At 72.7% G+C, this 16,349-nt stretch carries 13 protein-coding genes; 8 read left to right on the top strand and 5 right to left on the bottom strand.

What is annotated here, in order from left to right; all coding sequences use genetic code 11:
- Positions 1–7 precede the first annotated feature (7 nt).
- The 3 genes from nirB to ACN263_RS26095 are packed head-to-tail and all read right to left on the bottom strand — an operon-like array spanning position 8 to position 6,167.
- Entirely contained in the window at positions 8–2,530 is a 2,523-nt protein-coding gene (nirB, locus tag ACN263_RS26105; RefSeq protein WP_422736936.1) for a nitrite reductase large subunit NirB, read from the bottom strand.
- Entirely contained in the window at positions 2,527–3,966 is a 1,440-nt protein-coding gene (locus ACN263_RS26100) for an FAD-dependent oxidoreductase (RefSeq protein WP_422736935.1), read from the bottom strand. Before ACN263_RS26100 ends, nirB begins: the two co-directional genes overlap by 4 nt.
- Complete coding sequence (locus ACN263_RS26095; RefSeq protein WP_422736934.1) at positions 3,963–6,167, bottom strand: molybdopterin oxidoreductase family protein; 2,205 nt, start codon at positions 6,165–6,167, stop codon at positions 3,963–3,965. The genes ACN263_RS26100 and ACN263_RS26095 overlap by 4 nt, the downstream gene beginning before the upstream one ends.
- A gap of 281 nt (positions 6,168–6,448) precedes the next feature.
- Here ACN263_RS26095 and ACN263_RS26090 point away from each other — a divergent pair, with 281 nt between their 5' ends.
- The 7 genes from ACN263_RS26090 (at position 6,449) to glmM (ending at position 11,913) form a co-directional block, all read left to right on the top strand.
- Positions 6,449–7,144, top strand: a complete 696-nt coding sequence (locus ACN263_RS26090; RefSeq protein ID WP_422736933.1) for a methyltransferase domain-containing protein — start codon at positions 6,449–6,451, stop codon at positions 7,142–7,144.
- 103 nt (positions 7,145–7,247) lie between these two features.
- Positions 7,248–7,502 (top strand): DUF6364 family protein, encoded by a 255-nt coding sequence (locus tag ACN263_RS26085; RefSeq protein ID WP_422736932.1) that lies wholly within the window; start codon positions 7,248–7,250, stop codon positions 7,500–7,502.
- A complete protein-coding gene (locus ACN263_RS26080; protein ID WP_422736931.1) occupies positions 7,492–7,785 on the top strand; it encodes a hypothetical protein in 294 nt (97 codons plus the stop codon). The genes ACN263_RS26085 and ACN263_RS26080 overlap by 11 nt, the downstream gene beginning before the upstream one ends.
- A gap of 128 nt (positions 7,786–7,913) precedes the next feature.
- Complete coding sequence (locus ACN263_RS26075; protein WP_422736930.1) at positions 7,914–9,299, top strand: MFS transporter; 1,386 nt, start codon at positions 7,914–7,916, stop codon at positions 9,297–9,299.
- A 209-nt stretch (positions 9,300–9,508) separates the two neighbouring features.
- The gene (gene rplM, locus ACN263_RS26070) at positions 9,509–9,952 is read left to right on the top strand and encodes a 50S ribosomal protein L13 (protein WP_007465158.1); all 444 of its coding nucleotides are present in this window, start codon (positions 9,509–9,511) and stop codon (positions 9,950–9,952) included.
- Between the two features lie 20 nt (positions 9,953–9,972).
- The gene (gene rpsI, locus ACN263_RS26065; protein ID WP_139582597.1) at positions 9,973–10,437 is read left to right on the top strand and encodes a 30S ribosomal protein S9; all 465 of its coding nucleotides are present in this window, start codon (positions 9,973–9,975) and stop codon (positions 10,435–10,437) included.
- Between the two features lie 117 nt (positions 10,438–10,554).
- The gene (gene glmM, locus ACN263_RS26060; RefSeq protein WP_422736929.1) at positions 10,555–11,913 is read left to right on the top strand and encodes a phosphoglucosamine mutase; all 1,359 of its coding nucleotides are present in this window, start codon (positions 10,555–10,557) and stop codon (positions 11,911–11,913) included.
- 48 nt (positions 11,914–11,961) lie between these two features.
- Here the strand turns inward: glmM and ACN263_RS26055 are convergent, their stop codons facing one another.
- Both ACN263_RS26055 and ACN263_RS26050 read right to left on the bottom strand, forming a co-directional pair.
- Complete coding sequence (locus ACN263_RS26055; RefSeq protein ID WP_422736928.1) at positions 11,962–13,152, bottom strand: pyridoxal phosphate-dependent aminotransferase; 1,191 nt, start codon at positions 13,150–13,152, stop codon at positions 11,962–11,964.
- A gap of 40 nt (positions 13,153–13,192) precedes the next feature.
- Positions 13,193–14,188 carry an MmpS family transport accessory protein gene (locus ACN263_RS26050; RefSeq protein ID WP_422736927.1) on the bottom strand — a complete coding sequence of 332 codons (996 nt, stop codon included), beginning with the start codon at positions 14,186–14,188 and terminating at the stop codon, positions 13,193–13,195.
- A 240-nt stretch (positions 14,189–14,428) separates the two neighbouring features.
- Here ACN263_RS26050 and glmS point away from each other — a divergent pair, with 240 nt between their 5' ends.
- Entirely contained in the window at positions 14,429–16,342 is a 1,914-nt protein-coding gene (gene glmS / locus ACN263_RS26045; protein WP_422736926.1) for a glutamine--fructose-6-phosphate transaminase (isomerizing), read from the top strand.
- Positions 16,343–16,349 lie beyond the last annotated feature (7 nt).

Here is a 16,349-nt window from a genome sequence, read left to right as displayed (position 1 = left end):
GTGATGCTCATCGCCGTACCTCCGGAAGGCCGAGCGTGACGGGACGACGGCCGTGGCCGTCGGATGGGCTGTCGCCGCGCGCCGGCACCGGCTGGCCGCGCTCCACGGCGAAGGTGATCGACGGGTCGGGCACGTCGGGGGCGTTGACGAAGGAGGTGTACCGGCGCAGCCGCTCCGGGTCGTCCAGCACGTCACGCCACTCGTCGGAGTACGACGCCACATGCCGAGCCATGGCCGCGTCGAGGTCGGCGCAGATGCCCAGCGAGTCGTCGACGATGACGGCCCGCAGGTGGTCCAGGCCGCCGTCCATGGCCTCGATCCAGCCGGCCGTGCGTTGCAGTCGGTCGGCGGTGCGGATGTAATACATCAAGAATCTATCGATGAGTCGAATCAGGGCTTCGGTCGACAGATCAGTGGCGAACAGGTCGGCGTGCCGGGGCCGGAAGCCGCCGTTGCCACCGACGTAGAGGTTCCAGCCCGTCTCGGTGGCGATGATGCCGAAGTCCTTGCTGCGGGCCTCGGCGCACTCGCGGGCACAGCCGGAGACCGCCGACTTAAGCTTGTGCGGGGCGCGCAGCCCCCGGTAGCGCAGCTCCAGCGCCACGGCCAACCCCACCGAGTCCTGTACGCCGTACCGGCACCAGGTCTCGCCGACGCAGGACTTCACCGTGCGCAGCGCCTTGCCGTACGCGTGCCCGGACTCGAAACCGGCGTCCACCAGCCGCCGCCAGATCTGCGGCAGCTGCTCCACCCGCGCCCCGAACAGGTCGATCCGCTGCCCGCCGGTGATCTTCGTGTACAGCTGGAAGTCCCGGGCCACCTCGCCGATCACGATCAGCTTCTCCGGGGTGATCTCGCCGCCGGGGATCCGGGGCACCACCGAGTAGCTGCCGTCGCGTTGCAGGTTGGCCAGGAAGTGGTCGTTGGTGTCCTGCAACGACGCCTGCTCCCCGTCGAGCACGTGCCCGCTGCCCAACGACGCGAGGATCGAGGCCACCACGGGTTTGCAGATGTCGCAGCCGCGTCCCCGGCCGTGCTCGGCGACCAGCCGGGAGAAGGTGCGGATGCCGCGCACGCGCACGATCTCGAACAGCTCCCGGCGGCTCACGTCGAAGTGCTCGCAGAGAGCGGTGGACTGGGCCACCCCGGCCGCGTCCAGGAGCTGCTTGAGCATCGGCACGCACGAGCCGCAGCTCGTGCCCGCCCGGGTGCACGCCTTCAACGACGGCACGTCCGCACAGCCACCGGCGATGGCGGCGTCCACGTCGCCCCGGGTCACCGCGTTGCAGGAGCAGACCTGCGCGGTGGCGGGCAGCGTACCGGCGTCCGCGCCGCCGCCGTCCGGGGCGAGCAGGGCCAGCGGCGCGGCCGGCAGTGGACCGCCCACGCTGGCCCGCAGCGTCGGGTACGCGCTGGCGTCACCGACGAGCACCCCACCGAGCAGGGTGTGCGCGTCGTCGGAGAGGACGAGCTTGGCGTACACCCGGGTGGCCGGGTCGGTGAACGTGACGTCCAGGCAGCCCTCGGTGGTGCCGTGCGCGTCGCCGAACGACGCCACGTCGACGCCGAGCAGCTTCAGTTTCGTGGCGGTGTCCGCGCCTGGGAACGTCGCCGCGCCGCCGACCAACCGGTCGGCGACCACCTCGGCCGTCGCGTAGCCCGGGGCCACCAGGCCGTGGCAGGTGCCGCCGACCGCCGCGCACTCGCCGACCGCCCACACCCGCTCGTCGGCGGTGCGGCAGGTCTCGTCGACCAGGACCCCGCCGCGCGGACCCAACGGCAGGCCGGCGGCCCGCGCCAGCTCGTCCCGGGGTCGGATGCCGGCGGCCACCACGACCAGTTCGGCGTCGACCACCCGGCCGTCGGACAGGTCCAACGCGGCCACCGCGCCGTCGGCCCCGGCGCGGATCGCCGTGGTGGCGACCCCGAGATGGGTACGCACGCCCAGGTCCTGGACGTAGCGGCGGAGCATCGCGCCACCGGCCTGGTCCACCTGCACCGGCATCAGCCGAGGCGCGAACTCGATCACGTCGGTGCTCAGGCCGAGCAGGCGCAGGGCGTTCGCCGCCTCCAGCCCGAGCAGCCCGCCGCCGATCACCGCGCCGACCCGCCGGCCGGCGGCGTACGCCCGGATCGCCGCCAGATCGTCGAGCGTCCGGTAGACGAAGACACCGGGCAGGTCGGCCCCGGGCACCGGCGGTACGAACGGGTACGACCCGGTGGCCAGCACCAGCGCGTCGTAGCGGTACTCACCCTCGGCGGTGGTCACCACCCGCCGGTCCCGGTCGATGCCGGTGGCCGGCTCACCGAGGCGCAACCGCACCCCGTCGTGCGGGGTGTGCACGTTCAGCTCGTCCTCGCTCACCCCGTCGAAGTACGCCGAGAGCCGCACCCGGTCGTACGCCGGACGCCGCTCCTCGGCCAGTACCGTCACCCGCCAGTGGCCCTGCGGGTCACGGGCGCGCAGCGCGTCCACGAAGCGCTGCCCCACCATGCCGTTACCGACGACGACCAGGTCTGCGCCGCTCATCGCGTCACCTCCACCGATTCCGCTTCGGACAGCCAGTCGACGATGCCGCCGACCGCGTCCCGGCATCCGCCGCATCCCGTGCCGGCCCGGGTGCCCGCCACCACCGCGTCGACCGTCCGCGCGCCGGAGCGCCAGCAGCGCACCAGCGCGCCCTTGGTCACGGTGTTGCACTGGCAGACGACGGCCGCGTCCGGCATCAGCGCCGGTGACGCGCTCGGCGCCGCGACGGCCCCGCCGAGCGCCCGGCCGAGCAGCAGGGCCCGCCGGTCGGCCGGTACCGGGTGACCCCGGTCGAACAGTTGGATCACCGTGCCGATCGCCGGGTTGTCGCCGAGCAGGATCGCGCCGATCAACCGCTCGTCATGGATACGCAGTCGGGCGTACGTGCCCCGGGTCGGGTCGGTGAACGTCAGCTCCTCGCCCGGCGTTCCGCCGACCGCGTCACCCATCGCGGCCAGGTCGATCCCGGCGGCCTTGAGTCGGGTCACCACCGGGCGGGGCCGGTACCGGGCCAGCGGGTCCGTACCGGTCAACACGTCGGCGAGCACCCGGGCCTGGGCCCAGGCGGGCGCGACCAGCCCGGTGAGCGTCCCGTCGTGTTCGGCGCAGTCGCCGAGCGCCGAGATGGACCGGTCGCTGGTGCGCAGCCGGTCGTCCACCACCACGCCGCGCCGCACGGTCAGCCCGGCGGCCTGCGCGAGGGCGGTCTCCGGGCGTACCCCGCAGGAGAGCACCAGCAGGTCGGCGTGGAGCGACCGGCCGTCGGCCAGGTCGAGCCGGACCCCGGCGTCGTCCGCCGCCACCCCGGTGGCGGGCACCCCGAGCGCGATGGTGACGCCGAGCCCGGTGAGTGTGCCGGCCAGCACCGCGCCGGCCGCCGGATCGAGTTGGCGTTCCATCAGGTGGTTGGTCGGGTGCACCACGGTGGTGGTCAGCCCGCGCGTGGCGAGGCCCCGGGCGGCCTCCAGCCCGAGCAGCCCGCCGCCGAGCACGATCGCGCTGCCCGCGTCCCGTGCCACGGCCAGGATGCGGCGGCAGTCGTCCAGGGTCCGGAAGGGGACGACCCGCCGGGGCAGGTCCGCCGGGTCGAGGCCGGGTAGGGGCGGCACCACCGCCCGCGCGCCGGTGGCCAGCACCAGGTGGTCGTACCCGATCCGTTCACCGTCGGCGGTACGGACCTCGCGGGCCGTCCGGTCCACCGCGGCGACCGTGACGCCGGAGCGCCTGTCGATCCCGTGCCCGGCGGCCTCGGTCAACTCCACGTCCGGTTCGCCGATGCGGCCCGCCAGCAGGGTGGAGAGCATGATCCGGTTGTACGCGCGGTGCGGTTCCGCCCCGAGCACGGTGACCTTGCGCTCGTCCCCGCGAGCGTGCAGCTCGGCCGCGAGCCGGGCACCGGCCATGCCGTTGCCCACGATCACCACCCGGGCGGTCATGCCTTCTCCACCCGGACCGCGCAGATCTTGAACTCGGGCATCCCGGAGATCGGGTCCACCGCGTCGTTGGTCACCGAGTTGGCCCGCCCGACGCCCGGCCAGTGGAACGGCGCGAAGACCGTGTCCGGCCGGATACCCGGGCTGAGCCGGGCCGGAGCGCGCAGCTCACCCCGGCGGGAGGTGACCCGCACCGGGTCGCCGTCGTCGATGCCCAACCGGGCGGCCAGGTCGGGGTGCAGCTCGACGAACGCCTCGGCCGCGGCGCGACGCAGCGCCGGCACCCGGCGGGTCTGCGTGCCGGACTGGTACTGGGCCAGCACCCGGCCGGTGGTGAAGTGCAGCGGGTACGTGGCGCACACCTCCTCGGCGGCCGGCCGGTGGTCGACCGGGTGAAACCGGGCCCGGCCGTCCGGCGTGGCGAACCGGTCGGCGAAGAGCCGTGGTGTGTCCGGACCTTCCTCCGTCGGGCAGGGCCAGTAGACGCCGTCGTGGGCGTCGATGCGGTCCCAGGTGATGCCGGCGTAGTCGGCGGCCCCACCGGCGGAGGCGCGGCGCAGCTCGGCGAAGACGGTGCCCGGGTCGGCCGGAAACCGGGCCGCCGCAACGGCTTCCGGTCGCACGGCGGCCGGTGTGGTGCCGGCCGATGCGGCGCTTGTCGGTGCGGCGTCGGCCAGTTCTGCGCCGGGTGCTTCGGCGGCTGCCAGCCTCGCGGCCAGGTCGGCGAGAATCGCCAGGTCGGTGCGGACGCCCGGCGGCGGTGGACGCAGCGCCCGCCGACGCAGCACCCGGCCCTCCAGATTGGTCATCGTGCCGTCCTCCTCGGCCCACTGCGCGGTGGGCAGCACCACGTCGGCCAGCGCCGCCGTCTCGGAGAGCAGCAGGTCCGCGACGACCAGCAGGTCGAGGTCGCGCAGCCGGCCCTCGATCCGGGCGGCCCGGGGAGCGGACACCACCGGGTTCGAGCCGAACACCAGCAACGCCCGGGGACCGTCGGCGGTGCCGAGCGAGTCGAGCAGCTGGTACGCCGGCACGCCGGGACCGGGCAACTCGTCGGCCGGTACGCCCCAGACGCCCGCGACGTGCTGCCGGGCCACCGGATCGTCGATCTTGCGATAGCCGGGGAGCTGGTCGGCCTTCTGTCCGTGCTCCCGCCCGCCCTGACCGTTGCCCTGGCCGGTGAGGCAGCCGTACCCCGACCCGGGGCGGCCGGGCAGGCCCAGGGCGAGGGCCAGGTTGACGTACGCGGTGACCGTGTCGACGCCCTTGGCGTGCTGCTCGGCCCCGCGCGCGGTCAGGATGATCACCCGGCCGCCGGTGCCCAGCGCGCGGGCGGTCGCCTCCAGGTCGGCCACCGGCACGCCGGAGAGCTGTTCGGCGCGGGCCGGCCACCAGGCGGCGACGCTGCGGCGGACCGCGTCGAAGCCGGTGGTGCGCTCGGCCACGTACGCCTGGTCGACCCAGCCCTCGGTGAGCGCGATGTGCAGCAGCGCGTTGGCCACCGCGAGGTCGGTGCCGGGCAGCGGTTGCAGGTGCAGGTCGGCCTGGCGGGCGGTGGCGGTGACCCGGGGGTCGACGACGATGAGCTGCCCGCCGCCCCGGCGTTGCTCGGTGAGCCAGCGCACCAGGGGCGGCATGGTCTCCGCCGGGTTGGCGCCGACCAGCAGCAGCGTGTCGGCGGAGCCCAGGTCGGCCAGGGGGAACGGCAGCCCACGGTCGATTCCGAAGGCGCGCATCCCGGCGGCGGCCGCCGAGGACATGCAGAACCGTCCGTTGTAGTCGATGTTGCGGGTGCGCAGCGCGATCCGGGCGAACTTCCCCAGCGCGTACGCCTTCTCGTTGGTCAGCCCGCCGCCGCCGAAGACCGCCACCGCGTCCCGGCCGGAGCTGTCCTGGATGGCGCGTACGCCGCTGGCGACCCGGTCCAGCGCGGCGTCCCAGGTCGCCGGGCGTAGCTCGCCGCTGGCCGGGTCACGTACCAGCGGGGTGGTCAGCCGATCCGGGTGGTCGAGCAGTTCGGCGGAGGTCCAGCCCTTCTGGCACAGCCCGCCCCGGTTGGTGGGGAACTCGCGGGGGAGCACGCTCACCCCGGCGTCGTCCGCGCGCAGCGTCATGCCGCACTGAAGGGCGCAGTACGGGCAGTGCGTCGCCACCTGCCGGGGCGTCCGCCCCGGTCGAGTTGCCGGCCGTGCACCGTCTGTCATGTCGGCAAAGCGTGCCGCCGGGCAGTTTCCAGTCCGGGTCCCTTCTGTTTCGGTCCTGTCAAGTGGACCTCACACCGCACAGGGGCAGCGGGCGCGTTGGCGGGTCAGCGTCAGCCAGCCCAGGAAGCAGTGTCCGGGTCCGTGATCGACTCGTGTTCCTTGAAGCCGGGCCATCGATCACGCCCGGATGTGCCGACTTCAAGGAACACGAGTGGATCAACTGGTCGCCAGGCGCGGCGCTTATAATGTGGGAAATCTGTCTCACTAAATGGGAGCATGCGATGAGTGTGGTGGACGTTTTCGACGCGGTGGCCGGCACCTACGACGAGGCGCGACGGCGGCTGGTGCCCTGCTTCGACGCCTTCTACGGCACGGCCGTCGAGGTGGCCACGCCGCCGCTGCGCGCCGCGCTGGCCGCTGGTCGTACCCCCGAGGTGTTGGACCTGGGCGCGGGCACCGGGCTGCTCTCGCTCCTGCTGGCCGCGGCGGTGCCCGGGGTCCGGCTGACCCTTGTGGACGCCGCGCCGGCGATGCTGGCCCGCGCCGCCGACGAACTGTCGGCGCGGTCGGTGTCGCACCGGACCGTCCGGGCGGACCTGTCCGACGAACTGCCCCCCGGCCGGTACGACGCGGTGGTCAGCGCGCTCGCGATCCACCACCTGGATGACGACGGCAAGCGGGCGCTCTACCGGCGGGCCGCCGCCGCGCTGACGCCCGGTGGGGTGTTCGTCAACGCCGAGCAGGTCGCGGGGCCGACCCCCGCGCTGGACCGGCGCTACGACGAGGTGTGGATGGCGCGGATCACCGAGCTGGGGTCGTCGCCGCAGGAGATCGCCGCGTCCCGGGGGCGGATGCGCTACGACCGCCCGGCCACCGTCGCCGACCAGTGCCGGTGGCTCGACGAGGCCGGTCTGGTCGACGTCGACTGCTACTTCAAGGAGTGGCGCTTCGCGGTGTTCGGCGGACGCGCCTGCTGAGAAGCGCTCGCGTCCGCTGACGATATGCACGTTTCGGCGCCCGGGAGCGAGCCGACCAGAGCGTGGATGACTGACGGTCATACCGGTGGGTAGTCTCACCGGCATGACTGCCAAGGTGACGCTGTCGTTCGCGGACGAGACGATCGAGGAGGCCCGGCGCTTCGCCAAGCGCGAAGGGCTGTCCCTCTCGGCGTGGATGGACCAGGCGGCCCGGGAGAAGGCGCTGCGCGAGGTCTTCACCGCGCACGCCGCCGCGGTGGGGCGCGCCGGCCTCGACCTGGAGGCCGCCGCCCTCGCCGACGCCCGCGAGGTGGGCATGGTCAACGACCTCTTCGCCGGCCCGCCGCGTGCTGCGTAGGGGTGAGGTCTGGCGCATCGAGGGCGCCCGGGAACGCCTCGGCCTGGTGATCAGCTCGGACGTCTACAACTCCACCGACGTGCCCATCGTGATCGTCGTCGAGGTGGTCGAGGAGTCGCTGCTGCGCGACTCGCCCCTGGCCGTGCAGATGGGCGGGTACGTGGTGATGCCCGACCGGATCTCCTCGCCCATGAAGAAGTGGTTCACCGAGTGCGTGGACGTCGCCGACACCGACACCATGCTCCGGGTCGGTCGCGCGCTGCGCATCCTGCAACAGCTCTGAACCCCGCCTCACCAACGCCCCCGGTCCGTGGTGCGGCGGGCGTTTCCGGGCCGACCCACGAAAGGCACTGCCAGGTAACCCCGCCTCTCTAGCGTCTCTGCTCGTCACACCGACGAGGAGGAGCCGCCGTGAGCACGCTCACCAGCACCGCAGTCACCGCCGATCCGCCTGCTGTCGTCGGGCGTCGACGTCCGCTGGACGACTGGCGGCCCGAGGACCCGGACTTCTGGCGTACCACGGGCGCGCCGATCGCCCGCCGCAACCTCTGGGTGTCGATCTTCGCCGAGCACGTGGGCTTCTCCGTGTGGAGCCTCTGGTCGGTCACCGTGCTCTTCCTCGGCCCCGCGTACGGCATCGACCCGGCCGGGAAGTTCCTGCTCACCGCCGTACCGGCCGCGCTGGGCGCGGTGCTGCGGCTGCCGTACACCCTGGCGGTGGCCCGCTTCGGCGGGCGGCGCTGGACGATGATCAGCGCGCTTCTGCTGCTGCTCCCGACGGTGCCGATGACGATCCTGCTGGAACCGGGGGTGTCCTACTCCACCCTCATGGTGCTCGCCTGCCTCACCGGCGTCGGCGGCGGCAACTTCGCCTCCTCGATGGCGAACATCAACCTGTTCTACCCGCAGCACCTCAAGGGCCGCGCCCTCGGGCTGAACGCGGGTGGCGGCAACCTGGGCGTACCGGCCGTGCAACTGGTCGGGCTGGCGGTGCTGGCCACCGCCGGCGCCGCGTACCCCCGGCTCGTCCCCGCGGTCTACCTGCCGCTGATCGTGCTCGCCGCGCTGGCGGCGGCCCGCTGGCTGGACACCGTGCCCGGGGCGCGCAACGAACCGGGAGCGCTGCGCGAGGCGGCCCGGGACCCGCACACCTGGATCATGTCGCTGCTCTACATCGGCACCTTCGGGTCGTTCATCGGGTTCGGCTTCGCCTTCGGTCAGGTGCTGCAACTCCAGTTCGCCGACCGGTTCCCCACCCCGGTCGACGCCGCCTGGCTGACCTTCCTCGGGCCGCTGATCGGCTCGCTGATCCGGCCGGTGGGCGGGCACTTCGCCGACCGGCTCGGCGGGGCCCGGGTGACCTTCTGGAACTTCGTGGCGATGGCCCTGGGCGCCGGCACGGTGCTGTACGCGGCCCGCGAGCGCTCGTTCGGGCTCTACCTGACCGGGTTCCTGGCGCTCTTCGTCTTCTCCGGGATCGGCAACGGCTCCACCTACAAGATGATCCCGGCGATCTTCCGGGCCCGGGCCGCGGAGGCGGTGGCCAACGGAACGCGCGACCCGGAGGCCGCCGCGCGGTGGGCGCGACGGATGACCGGCGCGTTGATCGGGATCGCGGGCGCGATCGGCGCCTCCGGCGGGGTGCTGGTCAACATCGCCTTCCGCCAGTCGTTCCTCAGTTCCGGCAACGCGGATGCCGCCTACCTGGCGTTCATCGGTTGGTACGCGCTGTGCTTCGCGGTGACCTGGGTCGCCTACCGCCGTCCCGGGTCGCCCCAGCGGCTCGCCGGCGTGTGAGCCGGGTCACGGCCGCCGCGCTTGAGCGCGGCGGCCCACCCCCGTTTTGACCTGCCGATGGGACGCCGGGTATCGTTGCCTGCTGTTGTACGACATCCAGAGGCGTGCCCTATCAGGTACGCTTGGTCGTTCGTGCGCGCTGGTCCGGCCCGTTAGCTCTGGTCACCTCGGCGCGCGACCCCAGACCGACGACGAGACAAGGTAGACCTGTGCGTACGTACAGCCCGAAGCCGGGTGAGATCGAGCGTCAGTGGCACGTCATCGACGCCTCTGATGTCGTGCTGGGCCGCCTGGCCACCCACGCCGCCACGTTGCTGCGTGGTAAGCACAAGCCGACTTTCGCGCCGCACGTCGACACGGGCGACTTCGTCGTCATCGTGAACGCGGGCAAGGTCGCGCTGACCGGCAACAAGCGCCAGACCAAGGTCGCTTACCGCCACTCGGGTTACCCGGGTGGTCTGAAGCAGGTTGGCTACGACGAGCTGCTGACCAAGCGCCCCGAGCGGGCCATCGAGCTGGCTGTGAAGGGGATGCTCCCGCACAACAAGCTCGGCCGTCAGCTGATCAAGAAGCTGAAGGTCTACGCCGGTGCCGAGCACCCGCACCTGGCCCAGCAGCCGGTGCCGTTCGAGATCAAGCAGATCGCGCAGTGAGCGCGGGCGAAGGAAGCAGCATGACCGACATCACCGAGACCGAGGTTGCCCCCGAGGCCACCGAGGCGCCGGCGCCCGTCGCCCGCGCGCCGCGTGGTGACCGCCCGATCCAGACCGTGGGTCGGCGCAAGGAGGCCATCGTCCGGGTCCGTATCGTCCCGGGCACCGGCAAGATCACCTGCAACGGCCGCGACCTCGAGGCGTACTTCCCGAGCAAGGTGCACCAGCAGCTCATCAAGGACCCGCTGGTCACCGCCGAGAAGCCCGAGGCGTTCGACGTCATCGCCAACCTGCGTGGCGGCGGCACCACCGGCCAGGCCGGTGCGCTGCGGCTGGCCATCGCCCGCGCGCTGATCGTCAGCGAGCCGGACGACCGCCCGGCCCTCAAGAAGGCCGGCTTCCTCACCCGGGACGCCCGGGTCAAGGAGAGCAAGAAGTACGGCCTCAAGAAGGCTCGTAAGGCTCCCCAGTACTCGAAGCGCTGATCTTTCCCAGCGCGTTGTACTTCTGACGGACGGCCGGTCCGCCTCCCCCGACCGGGGAGGTGGGCCGGCCGTTCCGCTTTCTCCTCATCGGTAGTTGCTCATCGGAGGTTGGCGGGTATGGGTCGGTTGTTCGGCACGGACGGCGTACGCGGGCGGGCGAACGCGGATCTCACCCCCGAATTGGCGCTCGCGCTCGCCGTGGCCGCCGCGCACACACTCGCCGAGACGGACCGCAGTCACCCGCCGCTGGCCGTGGTCGGCCGGGACACCCGGGCCAGCGGCGAGATGCTGGAGGCCGCCGTGGTCGCCGGGCTGACCAGCGCCGGCGCCAACGTCGTACGCGTCGGCGTGCTGCCCACCCCGGCCGTTGCGTTCCTCACCGCCGAGGCCAAGGCCGACCTCGGGGTGGTGCTCTCCGCGTCGCACAACCCGATGCCGGACAACGGCATCAAGCTCTTCGCCGCCGGCGGGCACAAGCTGCCCGACGAGATCGAGATGAAGATCGAGGCCGCGGTGGAGGCGAACGCCACCACCGCCTGGGACCGCCCGATCGGTGCCGGCGTCGGCCGGGTGCACGACCTGCTCGACGGCGCGGACCACTACGTCCAGCACCTCGTCGGCGCGGTGCCGCACCGGCTGGACGGGATCAAGGTGGTGGTCGACTGCGCCAACGGCGCGGCCAGCGAGGTCGCCCCGGTCGCCTACCGCGAGGCCGGCGCGGAGGTCGTCGCGATCCACGCCGAGCCCGACGGGCTGAACATCAACGACGACTGCGGCTCCAACCACATCGAGGCGCTGCGCGAGGCGGTGGTGCAGCACGGTGCCCACCTGGGCATCGCGCACGACGGCGACGCCGACCGGATCGTGGCGGTCAGCGCCGACGGCGACGAGGTCGACGGCGACCAGGTGATGGCGATCCTCGCGCTGGCCATGCGGGAGGCCGGCACGCTCACCCAGGACACCCTGGTGGCGACCGTGATGAGCAACCTCGGTCTGCGGCTGGCGATGTCCGCGCAGGGCATCCGGCTGGTCGAGACCAAGGTCGGCGACCGGTACGTGCTGGAGGAGTTGCGCGCGTCCGGGCTCGCGCTCGGCGGCGAGCAGAGCGGCCACATCGTCATGCCCGCCCACGCCACCACCGGCGACGGGGTGCTCACCGGGCTGCACCTGATGGCCCGGATGGCCGCCACCGGAAAGTCGCTCGCCGAGCTGGCCTCGGTGGTCACCAAGCTGCCGCAGGTGCTGATCAACGTGCCGGTCGGCGACCGGACCGTCGGGGCCAACGCGCCGGCCGTCCGCGCCGAGGTCGAGCGGGCCGAGGCGGAGCTGGGGGAGACCGGTCGGGTGCTGCTGCGCCCGTCGGGCACCGAGCCGCTGGTCCGGGTGATGGTCGAGGCCGCCACCGAGGCGATCGCCCGCGAGGTCGCCGAGCGGATCGCCGCCCTCGTGCGTACCGCCAGCCCCGCCGCGTCGTAGCCGTCCGCACGCCGGGCCGCCGGGCTTGGAACCGGCGTCCCGGCCCGGTCAGCGGGACAGGGCGCGCAGCCGGGTGACCGCCTCGGTCAGCACCTCCGGGCGCTTGCAGAACGCGAAACGGACCAGTCGCCGGCCGGCCTCGACGTCGTCGTAGAAGACCTGGCTGGGCACCGCCACCACGCCGCAGCGCTCCGGCAGCGACCGGCAGAACTCCATCCCGTCGGTGCCACCGAGGGCGGTGATGTCGGCGGTGACGAAGTACGTGCCCTCCGGCGTCAGCACGTCGAACCCGGCGTCGGTGAGACCGCCGATGAGCTGGTCGCGTTGCCGCTGCAACGCGTCCCGGAAGCCCGTGTAGTAGTCGTCCGGCAGGGCCAGCGCCACCGCGACCGCCGGTTGCAGCGGCGCGGCGTTGACGTAGGTGAGGAACTGCTTCACCCGCACCACCGCCGAGACCAGCGCCCCGGGGCCGCTCACCCAACCGATCTTCCAGCCGGTGCAGGAGAACGTCTTGCCGGCCGACGAGATGCGCAGTGTCCGCTCCCGCATCCCGGGCAGCGTGGCCAGCGGAATGTGCGCACTGGACGCGTCCGTGAACACCAGGTGCTCGTACACCTCGTCGGTGACCGCGTACGCGTCGAACTCCTGGCACAGCTCGGCCACCAGCGTCAGTTCGGCCGGCGTGAACACCTTGCCGGTCGGGTTGTGCGGCGAGTTGAGCAGCACCAGCCGGGTGCGCGGGCCGAACGCCGCCCGCAGCGCCTCCGGGTCGAAGGCGTACCGGCCGTCCGCGCCGGGACGCAGCGTGACCGGCCGCCGGACCGCGCCGGCCAGGGCGATCGAAGCGGCGTACGAGTCGTAGTACGGCTCGAAGCACACCACCTCGTCGCCCGGTTCGCAGAGCGCCAGGATGGTGGCCGCCACCGCCTCGGTCGCGCCCGCCGTGACCACGATCTCGCCGTCCGGGTCGTACGCCAGGTCGTAGAACCGGCGCTGGTGCGCCGCGACGGCCGCGCGCAGAGCGGGGATCCCCGGACCGGGCGGGTACTGGTTCTGCCCGCCGCGCAGCGCCTCGGCGGCGGCGGCCAGCATCTCCGGCGGACCGTCCGTGTCCGGGAAGCCCTGACCGAGGTTGACCGCCCCGGTCCGTACGGCGAGGGCGGACATCTCGGCGAAGATCGTCGTACCGAACGGCCGCATCCGGGCCACCAGCGGGTCGACATCGGTGCTCGTCGTCACCTGCGCCAGCCTACGGTCACCCTCCGACCCGGCTCCACCCTCACTCGGGCTCACAACTGGTGGCCCAGGTCCCCTGGGTCTTGTTCGTCACGGGCTCTCCGGCGCCGGTGACCGTGACGGTGCAGCCGATCGGCCTTTCCTCGTAGTCGGACCACCTGGCCTCCACCATGACCCGACTCTGGCCGTTGGTACGGATGGTCGTGCGCCAGGGCAACTTCGCGCCGTCGACGTGGATGAGATCGCTCTCGGCGTCGAAGTACGCGATGTCCGCCCTGCCGGTGCCGGTGACCTCGTAGACCACCGTCACCGGCGCGGGTCCGGATGTCGGGCGGGTGATCGGCTTCTTGGTGGGCACCGCCGTGGGGGTGTCGGGCACGGCGGGCGGTTCGGGCGCTGCGCTCGGCGGCCAGGTGTCGTCGCCGAAGGGGTCGCTGTCGTACGGGTCCTCCGAGACCGTGTCCGGGACCAGTTGGCCGAGCAGTGACCCGGACACGCAGAAGCATCCGCACCCGAGCACGGCGAGTACCGCGACGACCGCGGCGACGATCCCGACCACCCGACCGGCACCGCCGCCGGGGCGGCCGGCCGGCGGATAGCCGGGATAGAGGTACGGCGGCGGGTAGCCGGGCGGTGGGTAGCCCGGTGGTGGGTAGCCCGGTGGTGGGTAGCCCGGCGGATAGCCGGCCGGCGGGTGTTCCGGCGGCGGGGGTGGTGGTGTCCAGGCACCCGGTCCGGCGGGCTCGGGCGTACCCGGGACGGCGGTGGGATCGGGCGTCCACGGGGTGCCGGTGGCGTCGGGTGTCCACCCGGACGCCGGCGGGGGCGCCCAGGGTGCCGGGGGTGCCCAGGGCTGGCCCGGCGCCAGCGGACCCGACGTCGGGAAGGCGTCCGGCGCGTCCCAGCCGGGTGTCGGCCCCGCCGGCGTCTGCCCGGGCGGCGGGGCCGGCGAGGCGTGCCCGGCGGTCGGTTCCGGTGGCGGCGGGGTGGGATCGGGCGGCTGCGTCGAAGACGACTCGGGCGGCGGCGCGTCGGACATGGCTGCTCCGGGCGGGAGTGGGTAAGGGGTCAAGGAGCCAGCGGAGCGCACGCCGAGCCCGCCGGAAGACTGTCGTACCCGCCGGTCGTCCCGCAACCCCGTCCGGTTCCGTGAAACGGCGGCCCGGCTCGTGACGCTCGTCCCATTGCGGCCCGCCAACCGTCGATCGCTCAAATTCGGTGCTTGTTTAGCCGTCTTTCGAGCACCCATGGTGAGCGAAACTGGGTTAGGCTGCGGGCCATGTGTGGAATCGTGGGATACGCCGGCTCGCGCCCGGCGCTGAGCATCGTGCTCGACGGGCTGCGGCGGCTGGAATACCGGGGCTACGACTCGGCGGGCGTCGCGATCGTCTGCGACGGCCAGTTGCTGACCGAGAAGAAGGCCGGCAAGCTCGCCAACCTCGAGAAGGTGCTCTCCGAGCGGGCCGCCGACGACCCGACCTCCTGCGCGGCCAGCCCGATCGGCATCGGTGACGGCACCACCGGCATCGGGCACACCCGGTGGGCCACCCACGGCGGACCGACCGACCGTAACGCCCACCCGCACCTCGCCCCCGACGGCCGCGTCGCGGTGATCCACAACGGCATCATCGAGAACTTCGCCAAGCTCCGCGCCGAGTTGGAGGCCGACGGCGTCCAGTTCAGCAGCGACACCGACACCGAGTGCGCCGCGCACCTGCTCTCCGCCGCGCTGGCGGACCTGCGCGCCGCCGGCCAGCCGGACGGCCCGCAACTGCTCGCCGCCGGCATGCGCGTCGTCTGCCAGCGGCTGGAGGGCGCGTTCACCCTGCTCGCGGTCGACGCCGCAGTGCCCGGCGCGGTGGTCGGCGCCCGGCGCAACTCGCCGCTTGTCGTCGGTCGGGGCGACGGCGAGAACTACCTGGCCAGCGACGTGGCCGCGTTCATCGAGCACACCCGCGAGGCGGTGGAGCTGGGTCAGGACCAGATCGTCCTGATCACCGCCGACAGCATCGAGATCACCGACTTCGACGGCCAGCCGGCCAGCGGCAAGGACTTCCACATCGACTGGGACTCGTCGGCCGCCGAGAAGGGCGGTTACGACTGGTTCATGCTCAAGGAGATCGAGGAGCAGCCGCAGGCCATCGCCGACACCCTGCTCGGCCGGCTGACCGAGAGCGGCGAGATCGCCCTGGACGAGGTCCGCCTCAGCGACCAGGATCTGCGCGACGTCGACAAGATCTTCATCGTGGCCTGCGGCACCGCGTACCACGCCGGTCTGGTCGCCAAGTACGCCATCGAGCACTGGACCCGCATCCCGTGCGAGGTGGAGCTGGCCAGCGAGTTCCGCTACCGCGACCCGGTGCTCGACCGGTCCACGCTGATCGTGGTGATCTCGCAGTCCGGCGAGACGATGGACACCCTGATGGCCCTACGCCACGCCAAGGAGCAGAAGGCCCGGGTGCTGGCCATCTGCAACACCAACGGCTCGACCATCCCCCGCGAGTCCGACGCCGTGCTCTACACCCACGGCGGCCCGGAGATCGCCGTCGCCTCCACCAAGGCGTTCCTCACCCAGGTTGTCGCCTGCTACCTGATCGGCCTGCACCTGGCCCAGGTACGCGGCATCAAGTTCGCCGACGAGGTCGGCGCGGTGGTGGCCCAGCTCCAGGAGATGCCGGGCAAGCTGCGCGAGCTGCTGGACCGCATCGAGCCGGTCCGCGAGCTGGCCCGTGAGCTGAAGTCCGAGCCGACCGTGCTGTTCATCGGCCGGCACGTCGGCTACCCGGTGGCGCTGGAAGGCGCGCTCAAGCTCAAGGAGTTGGCGTACATGCACGCCGAGGGCTTCGCCGCCGGTGAGCTGAAGCACGGCCCGATCGCCCTGATCGACAAGGGCACCCCGGTGATCTGCGTGGTGCCCTCTCCGGTGGGCCGGGGCATGCTGCACGACAAGGTCGTCTCCAACATCCAGGAGGTCCGGGCACGCGGTGCGCGGACCATCGTGATCGCCGAGGAGGGCGACGAGGCCGTCGTCCGGTACGCCGACCACCTGATCTACGTGCCGCGTACGCCCACCCTGCTGGCCCCGCTCGTCACCACGGTGCCGCTCCAGGTGTTCGCCGCCGAGATCGCCGCGGCCCGGGGACACGACGTGGACCAGCCCCGCAACCTGGCCAAGTCGGTCACCGTCGAGTAGTCGCCGA

Source organism: Micromonospora sp. WMMD729, assembly GCF_049315225.1.
In the GTDB taxonomy this organism is placed as follows: Bacteria; Actinomycetota; Actinomycetes; order Mycobacteriales; family Micromonosporaceae; genus Micromonospora.
This window is presented reverse-complemented; position numbering and strand designations above follow the sequence as displayed.

Coding starts and splice junctions, on each gene's coding strand:
- nirB (WP_422736936.1), bottom strand. CDS start 2,530: ATGAGCGGCGCAGACCTGGTCGTCGTCGGTAACGGCATGGTGGGGCAG.
- glmM (WP_422736929.1), top strand. CDS start 10,555: ATGGGTCGGTTGTTCGGCACGGACGGCGTACGCGGGCGGGCGAACGCG.
- rpsI (WP_139582597.1), top strand. CDS start 9,973: ATGACCGACATCACCGAGACCGAGGTTGCCCCCGAGGCCACCGAGGCG.
- ACN263_RS26100 (WP_422736935.1), bottom strand. CDS start 3,966: ATGACCGCCCGGGTGGTGATCGTGGGCAACGGCATGGCCGGTGCCCGG.
- ACN263_RS26095 (WP_422736934.1), bottom strand. CDS start 6,167: ATGACAGACGGTGCACGGCCGGCAACTCGACCGGGGCGGACGCCCCGG.
- ACN263_RS26090 (WP_422736933.1), top strand. CDS start 6,449: ATGAGTGTGGTGGACGTTTTCGACGCGGTGGCCGGCACCTACGACGAG.
- ACN263_RS26050 (WP_422736927.1), bottom strand. CDS start 14,188: ATGTCCGACGCGCCGCCGCCCGAGTCGTCTTCGACGCAGCCGCCCGAT.
- glmS (WP_422736926.1), top strand. CDS start 14,429: ATGTGTGGAATCGTGGGATACGCCGGCTCGCGCCCGGCGCTGAGCATC.
- ACN263_RS26085 (WP_422736932.1), top strand. CDS start 7,248: ATGACTGCCAAGGTGACGCTGTCGTTCGCGGACGAGACGATCGAGGAG.